Origin of the sequence: Rhodoferax mekongensis (assembly GCF_032191775.1) — a bacterium.
GTDB classification, from domain to species: Bacteria; Pseudomonadota; Gammaproteobacteria; order Burkholderiales; family Burkholderiaceae_C; genus Allorhodoferax; species Allorhodoferax mekongensis.
On record NZ_CP132507.1, the window covers coordinates 2,126,528 to 2,139,309 of the forward strand.

Annotated in this window: 10 protein-coding genes and 2 tRNA genes; 6 read left to right on the forward strand and 6 right to left on the reverse strand. The window is 55.1% G+C overall.

What is annotated here, in order from left to right:
- The first annotated feature begins 13 nt into the window (after nt 1-13).
- Together RAN89_RS10290 and RAN89_RS10295 are read left to right on the forward strand one after the other, a co-directional pair.
- On the forward strand, nt 14-1,552 hold the full coding sequence (locus RAN89_RS10290) for a 2-isopropylmalate synthase (RefSeq protein ID WP_300474365.1): 1,539 nt from the start codon (nt 14-16) through the stop codon (nt 1,550-1,552).
- A gap of 137 nt (nt 1,553-1,689) precedes the next feature.
- Nucleotides 1,690-2,745 (forward strand): serine hydrolase, encoded by a 1,056-nt coding sequence (locus RAN89_RS10295; RefSeq protein WP_428983764.1) that lies wholly within the window; start codon nt 1,690-1,692, stop codon nt 2,743-2,745.
- A 38-nt stretch (nt 2,746-2,783) separates the two neighbouring features.
- On the opposite strand, the gene RAN89_RS10300 is transcribed toward RAN89_RS10295, so the two are convergent.
- From RAN89_RS10300 to aat, 3 genes are read right to left on the reverse strand one after another with little or no spacing between them, the layout of a single operon-like run.
- Nucleotides 2,784-3,569, reverse strand: a complete 786-nt coding sequence (locus RAN89_RS10300) for an IclR family transcriptional regulator (RefSeq protein WP_313866232.1) — start codon at nt 3,567-3,569, stop codon at nt 2,784-2,786.
- Nucleotides 3,570-3,623: 54 nt separating this feature from the next.
- Complete coding sequence (locus RAN89_RS10305; RefSeq protein WP_313866233.1) at nt 3,624-4,364, reverse strand: arginyltransferase; 741 nt, start codon at nt 4,362-4,364, stop codon at nt 3,624-3,626.
- Entirely contained in the window at nt 4,361-5,125 is a 765-nt protein-coding gene (gene aat, locus RAN89_RS10310; protein ID WP_313866234.1) for a leucyl/phenylalanyl-tRNA--protein transferase, read from the reverse strand. Before aat ends, RAN89_RS10305 begins: the two co-directional genes overlap by 4 nt.
- Before the next feature lie 69 nt (nt 5,126-5,194).
- Between aat and RAN89_RS10315 the strand changes: the two genes are divergently transcribed.
- A tRNA-Pro gene (locus tag RAN89_RS10315) sits at nt 5,195-5,271 on the forward strand.
- Nucleotides 5,272-5,325: 54 nt separating this feature from the next.
- A tRNA-Arg gene (locus RAN89_RS10320) sits at nt 5,326-5,402 on the forward strand.
- Nucleotides 5,403-5,899: 497 nt separating this feature from the next.
- On the opposite strand, the gene RAN89_RS10325 is transcribed toward RAN89_RS10320, so the two are convergent.
- Entirely contained in the window at nt 5,900-6,463 is a 564-nt protein-coding gene (locus RAN89_RS10325) for a hypothetical protein (protein ID WP_313866235.1), read from the reverse strand.
- A gap of 333 nt (nt 6,464-6,796) precedes the next feature.
- Here RAN89_RS10325 and RAN89_RS10330 point away from each other — a divergent pair, with 333 nt between their 5' ends.
- Nucleotides 6,797-7,957 carry an IS30 family transposase gene (locus tag RAN89_RS10330; RefSeq protein ID WP_313866236.1) on the forward strand — a complete coding sequence of 387 codons (1,161 nt, stop codon included), beginning with the start codon at nt 6,797-6,799 and terminating at the stop codon, nt 7,955-7,957.
- Nucleotides 7,958-8,148: 191 nt separating this feature from the next.
- On the opposite strand, the gene murI is transcribed toward RAN89_RS10330, so the two are convergent.
- A complete protein-coding gene (gene murI, locus RAN89_RS10335; protein ID WP_313866237.1) occupies nt 8,149-8,970 on the reverse strand; it encodes a glutamate racemase in 822 nt (273 codons plus the stop codon).
- Nucleotides 8,971-8,974: 4 nt separating this feature from the next.
- A complete protein-coding gene (locus RAN89_RS10340; RefSeq protein ID WP_313866238.1) occupies nt 8,975-10,528 on the reverse strand; it encodes a fumarate hydratase in 1,554 nt (517 codons plus the stop codon).
- Nucleotides 10,529-10,697: 169 nt separating this feature from the next.
- Here RAN89_RS10340 and acs point away from each other — a divergent pair, with 169 nt between their 5' ends.
- The gene (gene acs, locus RAN89_RS10345; RefSeq protein ID WP_313866239.1) at nt 10,698-12,692 is read left to right on the forward strand and encodes an acetate--CoA ligase; all 1,995 of its coding nucleotides are present in this window, start codon (nt 10,698-10,700) and stop codon (nt 12,690-12,692) included.
- Nucleotides 12,693-12,782: the final 90 nt, after the last annotated feature.

Sequence of the window (12,782 nt, forward strand, 5' to 3'; positions counted from 1 at the left end):
TGGAGAAGAAGCGATGACAGACAAGTTGATCATTTTTGACACGACCTTGCGTGACGGTGAGCAGTCGCCCGGTGCATCCATGACGCGCGACGAAAAGTTGCGTATTGCGCGCCAGTTGGAGCGCTTGCGAGTGGATGTCATTGAGGCTGGCTTTGCAGCTAGCTCGAACGGCGATTTTGAGGCTGTTCAACTGATCGCCAACTCCATCAAGGATTCGACCGTGTGTTCGTTGTCGCGCGCCAATGACCGTGACATCGCCCGTGCAGCCGAGGCCCTCAAGGGGGCCAACAGCGCACGTATTCACACTTTCATTGCAACTTCTGCCTTGCACATGGAAAAGAAGCTGCGTATGACGCCCGAGCAGGTGCTCGAGCAGGCCAAGCAGTCCGTAAGGTTTGCGCGCAATTTGGTAGCAGATATCGAGTTCAGCCCCGAAGATGGCTACCGCAGTGACCCTGATTTTTTGTGCCGTGTTCTGGAAGCCGTGATTGCGGAAGGGGCGAGCACCATCAATGTGCCGGATACCGTGGGTTATGCCGTGCCAGAGCTGTACGGCAACTTCATCAAGAATTTACGGGAACGCATACCTAACTCGGACAAAGCGATCTGGTCGGTGCACTGCCATAACGACCTTGGCATGGCTGTCGCCAACTCGTTGGCAGGCGTCAAGATCGGGGGTGCACGCCAAGTTGAATGCACCGTCAATGGTTTGGGCGAACGGGCCGGCAATTGCAGCTTGGAAGAAATCGTCATGGCGGTCAAAACCCGCAAGGACTATTTTGGTCTGGAGCTGGGTATCGATGCCAAGCACATCCTGGCTGCAAGTCGTATGGTCAGCCAGACGACCGGGTTCGTGGTGCAACCGAACAAGGCAGTCGTTGGGGCCAACGCCTTTGCCCACGCATCGGGCATTCACCAGGACGGTGTACTCAAAGCGCGGGATACCTACGAAATCATGCGTGCTGAAGACGTGGGTTGGACGGCCAACAAGCTGGTGCTTGGAAAGCTCAGTGGTCGCAATGCGTTCAAACAGCGATTGCAGGAGCTGGGTGTTCAGCTCGACAGCGAGTCGGAAATCAATGCAGCGTTTGCGCGATTCAAAGAGCTGGCTGATCGCAAGAGCGAGATTTTTGACGAAGATATTTTGGCTCTTGTCGGGGACGAAAGCGTGTCGTTGGAGAGTGAGCAATATGGCTTCGTGTCCCTGTCCCAGCACAGTGAAACCGGCGAACGTCCCCGTGCGGCAATCGTCTTTACTGCTGGTGGCAAGGAAATGAAGGGCGAGTCCGATGGAAATGGTCCTGTGGACGCCTCTCTCAAAGCCATTGAGTCGCTCGTCAAGAGTGGTGCCGAGATGGTCTTGTACTCTGTGAATGCCATCAGTGGTTCAACTGAAAGCCAAGGCGAAGTGACGGTACGTTTGCAAAATAGTGGCCGGGTCGTTAACGGAGTCGGCGCTGATCCCGACATCGTGGTGGCTTCTGCGAAGGCTTATTTGAGTGCCCTGAACAAGCTTCAGAACAAGGCTGACAGGGTTGCTGCTCAAGGTTGAGTACAGTCTTTTGAAAAATAGTTGAGGTTTAGCTTGCAAGTAGTTGATCTATTTAGAGTTTTTTGATTAAACTGCCGGCAAACATCATAAAAAGCGTTTGCATCCCGTGTGAAGACGCTTTTTTCAAAGGAATTACGTTGAAACGCATACTCATTCAACTGGGCGTCGCAGGCTTTTTGGTCTCGTCGCTGTTGCTTTCTCAGGATGCAGCTGCGACGACCAAGCACAAAAAAGTTGTAGCGAAAGCCACAGCGACCAAAGTGCAAGCCAACGTCAAGCCGTCCCGTCAGAAGAAACAAATCGCCAAAAGCCCCAAAGCCGCCAAAGTGGTTGCTGCAGCGCCCAAGCCGTCTTATGGGCAACTCGCTGGCCTGCATGGCAAGCAGGATGCCTTGGCTTTGAAGTCCAGTGTGGCTTTCGTGGTTGATCAGGACACCAAAGAGGTTTTGTTTAGCAAAAACGAAAACGCAGTCTTGCCCATTGCCTCCATCACCAAGCTGATGACGGGTGTTATTGTGAGTGAGGCGCGGTTGTCGATGGATGAAACCATCGAAATCACACAAGCGGATGTGGATACCGAAAAAGGCAGCTCATCCCGCCTGCGTGTGGGCACGGAGTTGTCTCGCGGTGAGTTGCTGCATTTGGCTCTCATGGCCAGTGAGAACCGGGCGGCACATGCGCTGGGCCGCACGTTCCCCGGTGGCTTGCAGCATTTCGTGGGATTGATGAACAATAAAGCCCGAATCTTGGGTATGACAGATACCCAGTATGTGGAGCCCACAGGACTGAATAGCCGCAACCAGTCCAGCGCCAAGGACTTGGCAACGCTGGTCAATTACGCCTACAGCGATGCCACATTGCGCGAGTTGTCGACATCCACTGGTTATCAGGTGGAAGTGGGGAACCGTACTCTTCAATACAACAACACCAATCGCTTGGTGAAAAATCCGGCTTGGGAAATCGGCTTGCAGAAGACTGGCTACATCACAGAAGCCGGACAATGTTTGGTTATGCAGGCCAAAATTGCGGGTCGCAAGCTGATTATGGTTTTCCTGGACTCTGCTGGCAAACTGACTCGTATTGCAGATGCTGAACGGGTGCGTAAGTGGGTTGAAACCGCGCATCCTGCGAGTACGAGCAAAGTCTCGCCATTGGCATTACGCGGATTCGATAGCCGCATTGCTACGAACTGATTAAAAGGCCTGTATCGACAGGCCTTTTTTGATGAAATTCAGCGTAAGTTCGGCCGGAATCCCAATGTCTCCGAAATGTGGCGGGCAGTTTCTTTCAATTTAGGCAGCCAGTCGTCTTCCAATCGCCCAGACGGAGCTGAAATCGACAGGCCTGCGACTAGCTTGCCTTGGTCGTCGTAAATGCCTGCGGCCATGCAGCGGACCCCCAATTCAAGCTCTTCGTTGTCACTGGCTTGGCCATATTGGCGGACTCTTGCAAGTTCACGCTCCAAAGCATCCAATTCTGTGATGCTGTTTTTAGTATGCCCTTGAAGGCCTGTTCGGCTGGCGTAGGAACGGATACGCAGCGGGTCATCGGCTGCGAGAAACAACTTGCCTACTGATGTCAAATGGAGTGGAGCTCTGCCACCGATTGCGCGAACCACTTGCATGCCACTACGCTCACTGTAGGCACGCTCCACGTAGATGATTTCATCCCCTTGGCGCATGCTCAGATTGACGGGTTGTTGTGTCAGTTTGTGGAGCTCGCGCATGGGACCCAGCGCAGCGTCCCTCACATTCAGGCGGGCCTTGACCAGATTACCCAACTCCAATAAGCGCATGCCCAAACGGTAGCTACCAGATTGCGGGCGATCCACAAAACGACCTGACACCAAGTCATTGAGGATACGGTGGGTCGTTGATGGATGCAGGCCGGCCCTCTCGCTTATTTCCTTCAGGGGGATGGCATCTTCACGCGAAGCCAACACATCGATCAAGGTGAACATGCGTTCCAGAACTTGGACAGCCGGCGCGGATTGTGGGTCGTGTTCTTTTTTAGTCATGGTGGTGCTTTGCTGGATGTTAACCCCTCAAAGGATCATTCATGTTCCCTTCGGCTAGGCACCTAGGGTCCATTGACCATTTGCCAATATTTCGTGAGGCCGAAACCGTGCCTTGTAATCCATTTTCGGGCTCTCAGTGATCCAATAGCCGAGGTAAACATATTCCAAGCCCAATTGGCGAGCCTGCTCAATTTGCCAAAGTACGTTGTATGTACCGTAGCTGGTCTGGGATTCCGGGGCGAAAAAAGTGTAAACAGCCGAGATACCGTTGTCTAGAACATCGAGTATGGAGACCATCTTGAGTTCGCCGACCGCGTCAGGAGTAGCAGGTGCTTTCCGGAATTCAACCAAGCGGGAGTTCACTCTGCTGTGCAGCAAGAACTGCACGTATTGGTCGATACTGTCTTCGTCCATGCCTCCGCCTGCATGCCGGGTCAGCTGGTATTTCAGATAAAGGTCGTAATGCTCACGGGAGAACCCCAGATTCAACACGCGAACCTGTAAGTCAGCGTGCTGCTTCCAAGCACGACGTTGGCTTTTGTCTGGCTTGAACTCGTTCACGGGAATTCGCAGCGGTGTGCAGGCCTGGCAACCATCGCAATAAGGGCGGTAAGTGAACATGCCACTGCGTCGGAACCCTTTGGCAACCAGACTCGAATAAGTAGCGGTGTCGATGATGTGGCTAGGTGTAGCCACCTGGGAGCGTGCCTGACGATCGGGCAGGTAGCTGCATTCGTAAGGCGCTGTGGCGTAAAACTGCAGCGTCTGGAGAGGAAGGTCGGTCAGATCCGTCATGTGGGGTTTGCGCAGGCTGACAACAGCTGATCCCAGTATAGGGGCTGAAACTTCCATTCGATTCCGGGATGGGCCGTTGCATCCGACAAGTAGTCCGAGAAAATGCTCCGGTCAACCGGCCGCGCTCCCATGAAAGCCAAATGATCAGTCACCTGCTGGCAATCGATCCAATCCACACCCTGTGCCAATGACATGCCCACCAACGCTGTGAGTGCGATTTTGGATGCATCCGTCCGCCGTGCGAACATCGACTCCCCGAAAATTGCACGACCCACGGATACGCAATACAAACCACCTATTAACACGCCATCCTGCCAGGTCTCCACGCTGTGAGCGTGCCCGCGTCTATGCAGCTCCATGTAGGCTGCTTTCATTTCCGGAACGATCCATGTGCCGCTTTGGCCAGCGCGCTTGACACCTGCGCATGCGTCGATGATGGCCCCAAAATCATGATCGATGCGGATTTCAGCACCAGGTGTATTGCGGAACTTTTTGATAACTTTGCGTAGCGATCTGTGCAGCCGGAATTCAGAGGTGTGCAATGTCATCCGGGGATTGGTACTCCACCAGAGGGTCGGTTGTCCATCGCTGAACCACGGAAAAATGCCGTGTCTGTAAGCATCCAGCAACGTGTCAGCGTCCAGTGCTCCTCCGGCGGCCAATAGGCCGGGCGCGGGCGTATCTTCTCCCCAAGCGTCAAAAATGGAGGGAAATGGATCCGCCGGCTGCAACCATGGGACGGTAGGGGAAGGTACTTGCATTCAAGTGGTGTTCAAAAAGTCAGTCCGTTGGCTAAAACAGTCCTCGAATCGGGTTAGAATACCAGCTGTCGGGGTGTAGCGCAGCCTGGTAGCGCATCTGCTTTGGGAGCAGAGGGTCGCGAGTTCGAATCCCGCCGCCCCGACCATTCTTTCAAAATCAAAGGCTCTGAAGTTGTACTGCTTTGGGGCCTTTGTTCTTTGTGCCCGTAGCTCAGTTGGATAGAGCAACAGCCTTCTAAGCTGTGGGTCGGGGGTTCGATCCCCTCCGGGCACGCCATGGTGCAAATTTAGGCACCCAGCGATGTACCTGTACTCATAACCGTGCCGCTTTGGCACGCAATTACTTCCAAAATTGGGCGGCACGCATATGCTTCACAAGCCCAACAGCGAATTTTTCTTCGTTTCGCCTGCGAACGGGGCAGTAGTCTGCTCAAGCTGGCGGTTCGGACGCAGATTCTTCTAAATGCAGTTTTTGACATAGCACGCTTATGAAAACTGCGGCACGGAATTACTTCCAATGGGTGGGGGCAAGAGTCCGTGGCGAAAATCTTGCCCTGTGGTACGCGTATTCCTTTGGACCGGCGCGCGTGAGTAAGGCAGAAATCGACCCAAAACGGACTCCTGACAACACTGAATTTCGACTTGACTGCGGACTTCATAGACAGACAAGGAAACTTGTGGCTTTGAGCAGAAGCAATACCTTAGAGCTAGACGTTCAGACGTGTCGAAGGTTGATAGGAAGCTCTCTTGTACTCTGCAATCAAGTCAAATCAGCTATTTGGGCGTATTGGTACAGATGTAAGGATCTTTATAGTATCCATCACACATGAAGAAGGTCACGCTTGTCCCATCAACCTGTACCAGCTTACGTGAAACGTCGAACCTCGTTGTGATCAGAATCGGCTGATCGTTTTCATCGCTTATCACAGCCCAGAGAGTTTTTCCGTACCTTTTTTCTTTTGAAATTTCTTTTAGCTTTCCCTGTACTAACTTCGGTATCGACTCATCGAGAACGATGTTTAACTTCGAAATCGTGAAATTGCCCAGAATAGCAATCGCAATGAAGAAAAAGATAGAAACAATCCATCTCGCCGGATTTCGAACAAGTGAAAGTACAACTGTCACGAATGCCCCGGATGCTCCAAGGTAGAGCATCTTCATAGTGGCCGTGATTTCAACATCCGCACCCGTTAACGGTTGAAGTGTTATTCCCTGACTAAGGGGGACAAAAAAATACACAGCAGCATTCAGCGTGGCGAGCACAACGCAACTAACAGCAACCGTTAAGAGCTGGAGTCTCTCTTCAGAGTACTTGCCTGACAAAATCTTGGAAAACATTGAATGAGAAGAGGTGTTTAGCAGTCTTAGCAGATCCAGTTTGGATGCGTTCGGAAATTGGTGGACGTCGACCCAAAAAATTGCTTGAGGTCACTTTGCAGGGAGCTGCCATAAACTCAGGCCAGCTACGCTTCAATTCTGACTTACTAATTTTTGAAATGTCCTTCCTCCTTCACGTGTGACTTGCATTGACTTTTGGAACTAGGACTAGCCACACAAGCAAGCATTGGTCGTTGCTCGTAAGCAGACATTCGCAAATGTCCGCAACTGGCGGCGGATTCAACCGGTCGATGCAACACACTAAAACCTGCGCGAGCAGAAGGAGTGTTGCAGATGAAGTATCGAACGCGAACCTACTACACAGACAGTCAGAAGGCGCTCATGTGGGAGCGCTGGAAGCAAGGGTGGACGCTGCACGAGATTGGCAAGCTATTTGATCGCCACCATGGATCGGTGCGCCAAATCCTGGCAGAGACAGGTGGAATCCGCCCACCAGAGCGTCGCCGTTCCTGTCTTGCACTGACGTTGGCAGAGCGTGAGGAGATTTCGCGTGCGGTGGTGGCTGGCTTGTCGATTCGAGCGATAGCGACGACGCTCGGACGTGCCCCTTCGACTGTCAGTCGTGAAATTAAGCGTAACGGCGGCCAAGAGAACTACCGCGCGAATCAAGCCGACCAAGCTGCATGGAATCGGGGGCATCGCCCCAAGGTCTGCAAGTTAGTGCATAACCGTGCCTTGGCTCGCATCGTGGCAATGAAGCTGCGGATGCTCTGGTCACCGGAACAGATCGCAGGCTGGCTCAAGCATACTTATCCGTGCGACGAAAGCCATCACGTGTCACACGAGACCATCTACCGCAGCCTGTTCATCCAAGCACGTGGCGCCTTGAAGAAGGAGCTTTTGGCCCATCTGAGGCGTACTCGTGGCATGCGTCGGTCTCGTCACTACACGCAGAAGACGGCAATCCACGGACAGATCATCGACGCTGTCTCGATCAGTGAGCGGCCACTCGGCGTTGAGGATCGAGCAGTACCTGGTCACTGGGAAGGGGACTTAGTCTTTGGCAGTGGCAATAGCCAGATCGCAACACTGGTTGAGCGTCAGACGCGGTACGTGATGCTAGTCAAACTCGATGGAAAAGACTCGCAAACAGTTGTCAGCGCGCTAATCAAGAACGCTCAAAAACTGCCGCAAGAGCTCTATAAGTCATTGACTTGGGACAGGGGTACGGAAATGCATGGACACAAGAAGTTCACCGTAGCCACCGACATCCAAGTCTACTTCTGCGATCCGCAAAGCCCATGGCAACGTGGAAGCAACGAGAACACGAATGGGTTGCTAAGACAGTACATGCCAAAGGGCATGAACCTCTCGGGTTTCTCTCAGGTTCAACTCAATGCAATTGCCAGACAATTGAATGAGAGGCCGCGCAAAACGCTCGGCTTCCATACACCCGCTGAAATGTTCAGCGAATGTGTTGCATCGACCGGTTGAATCCGCCGCCCATAGATGACATTGAACGCCTCCAGAGCAACTCACTCTGATCAACACAAGAAAACTAGCTGTTGGTTGTCAGCAATTTCCGAAACAGATGGTCAGGTCAACCAGAATACGCAGCGTGGCCGTCTGACTAGTTTTTTACATAGGCGGCATGGATATGCTTCTTCATCCGGCATGGTTATGGTTCAAGCGACAAGCGAGAGTGCGTCGGCTTTCAGACCCAGCCACCGCGCCGCTGCGGATGCCAAGGCCAAGGGGTCGCCAGAGCTATAGAGTCTGACAATTGCGGCTTTCCCTTGGTCGCCAACTTGGAGCTGGTTTGCCGCTTCCAGCAATCGTCTTGTCTGTCTTGCCACGGGTGCTCCGCCTTCCATATAAGTGACGGCCATGCCAGTCCCCAACCGCAACGAGCTTTCCGCGAAGGGGTAATGAGTGCATCCCAAGACCAAGGTGTCGATTTCCCCTGGATTGGAGCCAAATCGGCCCATGGCGCCCGTGTATTCTGCGCAAGCAGCTCCTATTTTGATAGCGTCGAACGCCTCAATGGCAGGCACGAGGCCGGAGCAGGGCTGTAGAACAAAGGTGGCTTGGTTCTCCAGCGATGTAAGCAGCCGCTTGAACTTTTCACTATGGAGCGTGCTGCGCGTCGCCATCACGCCGATTAGCTTGGTTCTGCTAAGTAGCACTGCCGGCTTTAATGCAGGCTCAATGCCGATGATGGGCAGCTCCGGGTGGGCCTCCCTCAGGACGTGAATGGCCGCTGCGGTCGCCGTATTGCACGCCACTACCAATGCTTTGATCTGATGGTGGTCTCGGAACCATCGAACAATGGTGTGGCATCTCTCAATCAGGTAGTCGTCATCGCGCTCCCCGTAGGGCGCGTGGCCGCTGTCGGCCACATAGACAAACTTCTCATGGGGCAGCTCGGCCCTGAGCGCCCGCAGGACGCTCAGGCCACCCACCCCACTGTCAAACACCCCGATGGGGCAATTGCTGAACTTGGACAAAGGCTTAGCGCGAAGTCACCGGGATGTTTTTGAATTCGCCCGTCGCAATTTTCTTTTGCCATTCCGCGGGGCCGGTGATGTGCGCGCTGGTGCCACCGGAGTCCACCGCCACAGTGACGGGCATGTCGACCACGTCGAACTCGTAAATGGCTTCCATGCCCAGGTCTTCAAAGCCCACCACCTTGGCGTGCTTGATCGCTTTGGAGACGAGGTAGGCGGCGCCACCCACGGCCATCAGATAAGCGCTCTGGTGTTTCTTGATAGCCTCAATTGCGACCGGTCCGCGCTCGGCTTTGCCTACCATGGCGATCAGGCCGGTTTGCGCCAGCATCATTTCGGTAAAGCCGTCCATGCGGGTGGCTGTGGTAGGGCCGGCGGGGCCCACTGCTTCGCCTGCCACAGGGTCCACCGGGCCCACGTAATAGATGACACGGTTGGTGAAGTCCACCGGCAGCTTTTCGCCCTTGGCCAGCATGCCTTGTATGCGCTTGTGTGCGGCGTCGCGGCCCGTCAGCATCTTGCCGTTAAGAAGCAACGTCTGGCCGGGTTTCCAGCTGGCCACTTCAGCGGGCGTCAGGGTGTTCAAATCCACGCGCTTGCTCTTCTGGGTGTCGGGTGTCCAGTTGACGTTGGGCCACAGATCCAAACTCGGCGGGTCGATGTAGACAGGACCGGATCCATCCAACACAAAATGGGCGTGGCGGGTAGCCGCGCAGTTGGGGATCATGGCCACTGGCTTGCTGGCGGCGTGGGTGGGGTACATCTTGATCTTCACGTCCAGCACGGTGGTCAGGCCGCCCAGGCCTTGAGCGCCTATGCCCAGCGCATTGACCTTCTCGTACAACTCAAGGCGCATTTCCTCCACCTTGTCCAGCGCCTCACCGCGGGAGGACTTGGCCTGCAACTCGTACATGTCCAGGTCATCCATCAGGCTTTCTTTGGCCATGAGCACCGCCTTCTCCGCGGTGCCACCGATGCCGATGCCCAGCATTCCGGGTGGGCACCAGCCTGCGCCCATGGTGGGCACTGTTTTCAGCACCCAGTCGATAACGCTGTCGCCGGGGTTGAGCATGATCATCTTGCTCTTGTTCTCAGAACCGCCCCCCTTTGCTGCCACGGTCACTTCGACGGTATTGCCGGGGACGATCTCGGTAAAGATCACAGCAGGTGTGTTGTCTTTGGTGTTTTTGCGCAGAAATTCGGGGTCGGCCACCACCGAGGCGCGCAGGGTGTTGTCAGGATGGTTGTAGCCCCGGCGAACGCCTTCGTTGATGGCGTCGTCCAGGCTGCCGGTAAAGCCTTCCCAGCGCACATCCATGCCGACCTTGAGGAACACGTTCACGATGCCGGTGTCCTGGCAGATAGGGCGGTGTCCGGTGGCGCTCATCTTGCTGTTGGTCAGGATCTGGGCGATGGCATCTTTCGCGGCCGCGCTCTGCTCGCGCTCATAGGCGCGTGCCAAGTGGGCAATGTAGTCGGCGGGGTGGTAATAGCTGATGTACTGCAGCGCGGCGGACACGGATTCGATAAGGTCAGCCTGGCGGATGGAGGTGGTCATGGTCTGTCTCATTGGAGAAGTGGAAAGCGGAGAAACGCGAACCTCTTGAGTTTAGCGAATGACTCTCTCGCCATCCTGACGGTCGGGCTTGACCTGCGTCAGTCAGTGATTTGTAAGTGCATGGGATAACCATTCGCACAGTTTTTAATAATTCCGAGGAGACAAACCCGTGAGCGCTTCCACCTCTGCCATAGAGTCCGTCCTGGTTGAAAACCGGGTATTCCCGCCCAGCGAAGCCACCGTCAAGGCGGCCCGCATTTCGGGCATAGAGGGCTACAACGCCCTGTGTGCGGAGGCTGAGAAAGATTTTGAAGGTTTCTGGTCCCGATTGGCCAAAACCAATGTGGTTTGGAACAAGCCATTCACACGCACACTCGACGAATCCAATGCACCTTTCTACAAATGGTTTGACGATGGCGAGCTGAACGCCTCTGCCAACTGCCTGGACAAGCACATCGGCACACCCACAGAAAACAAAGTGGCCGTGATCTTCGAAGCCGATGATGGCAAAGTCACCAAGACCACCTACAAAGAGCTGCTTGCCCGAGTCAGTCAATTTGCCAACGCATTGAAGGCCGATGGCATCCGAAAAGGCGACCGCGTACTGGTCTACATGCCCATGACGCTGGAAGGTGTGATTGCCATGCAAGCCTGCGCCCGTATCGGCGCCACCCATAGTGTGGTGTTCGGCGGCTTCTCTGCGAAAGCATTGCAGGAGCGCATCATTGACGCAGGCGCGGTGGCTGTCATCACCAGCAACTACCAGATGCGCGGCGGCAAAGAGTTGCCTCTGAAATCCATTGTGGACGAGGGCATTGCCATGGGTGGCTGCGAGTCCATCAAGACGGTCTATGTGTACCAGCGTACCCAGACCGCATGCAACATGGTGGCAGGGCGCGACAAGACCTTTGATGAAGCACTGGCCGGCCAGAGCACTGATTGCGCGCCCGTGCCTGTAGGCGCTGAGCACCCCTTGTTCATCCTTTACACCTCGGGGTCCACCGGCAAGCCCAAGGGCGTGCAGCACTCCACCGGCGGCTACCTGCTGTGGGCCAAGCTCACCATGGACTGGACGTTTGACCTGAAGCCGGAAGATGTGTTCTGGTGCACGGCCGATATCGGCTGGATTACCGGCCATACCTACGTGGCCTACGGCCCCTTGGCCGCGGGCGCCACCCAGATCATTTTTGAAGGCGTGCCAACGTTCCCGAACGCAGGTCGCTTCTGGCAAATGATTGAGCGCCACAAGTGCACCATCTTCTACACAGCGCCCACGGCTATCCGTTCGTTGATCAAGGCGGCGGAGGCGGATGCCGCCGTGCACCCGGATCGTTCTGACCTGTCGTCCTTGCGCATTCTGGGTTCAGTGGGTGAGCCCATCAACCCCGAAGCCTGGATGTGGTACTACAAGAACGTGGGTCACGAGAAGTGCCCCATTGTGGATACCTTCTGGCAAACCGAAACCGGTGGCCACATGATGAGCCCCATGCCAGGTGCCACACCTTTGGTGCCCGGTAGTTGCACTTTGCCCTTGCCCGGCATCATGGCCGCCATCGTGGATGAAAGCGGCAACGAAATGCCCAATGGATCCGGTGGCATTCTGGTGGTGAAGCGTCCATGGCCCTCGATGATCCGTACGATCTGGAACGATCCGGATCGTTTCAAAAAGAGCTACTTCCCTGACGAACTCAAGGGCTATTACCTGGCCGGCGACGGCGCAGTGCGTAGCGCGGACCGCGGGTACTTCCGCATTACCGGCCGTATCGACGACGTTCTCAACGTGTCCGGTCACCGTATGGGCACCATGGAAATTGAGTCTGCGTTGGTGGCCAAATCCGATCTGGTCGCCGAGGCTGCGGTGGTGGGCCGTCCTGATGACCTGACGGGTGAGGCCATTTGCGCCTTCGTGGTGCTCAAGCGCTCCCGCCCTGAAGGCGATGAGGCCAAGGCGATTGCCAAAGAGTTGCGTGATTGGGTCGCCAAGGAAATTGGCCCGATTGCCAAGCCCAAGGACATCCGCTTTGGTGAGAACTTGCCTAAAACCCGTTCCGGCAAGATCATGCGCCGTTTGCTGCGTTCGCTGGCCAAAGGCGAGTCCATCACGCAAGACACCAGCACGCTGGAAAACCCGGCGATCCTGGACCAGTTGGGTCAAGCCTACTGACACTTCCTTGCCGTCGGGCAACTCTCAAGTTGCCCGTTGCCGGGCACAAAAAAAGCCGCTGGTGACAGCGGCTTTTTCTTGGTGATTGAG

Coding starts and splice junctions, on each gene's coding strand:
- RAN89_RS10290 (WP_300474365.1), top strand. CDS start 14: ATGACAGACAAGTTGATCATTTTTGACACGACCTTGCGTGACGGTGAG.
- RAN89_RS10300 (WP_313866232.1), bottom strand. CDS start 3,569: ATGACTAAAAAAGAACACGACCCACAATCCGCGCCGGCTGTCCAAGTT.
- RAN89_RS10305 (WP_313866233.1), bottom strand. CDS start 4,364: ATGACGGATCTGACCGACCTTCCTCTCCAGACGCTGCAGTTTTACGCC.
- aat (WP_313866234.1), bottom strand. CDS start 5,125: ATGCAAGTACCTTCCCCTACCGTCCCATGGTTGCAGCCGGCGGATCCA.
- RAN89_RS10325 (WP_313866235.1), bottom strand. CDS start 6,463: ATGTTTTCCAAGATTTTGTCAGGCAAGTACTCTGAAGAGAGACTCCAG.
- RAN89_RS10330 (WP_313866236.1), top strand. CDS start 6,797: ATGAAGTATCGAACGCGAACCTACTACACAGACAGTCAGAAGGCGCTC.
- RAN89_RS10340 (WP_313866238.1), bottom strand. CDS start 10,528: ATGACCACCTCCATCCGCCAGGCTGACCTTATCGAATCCGTGTCCGCC.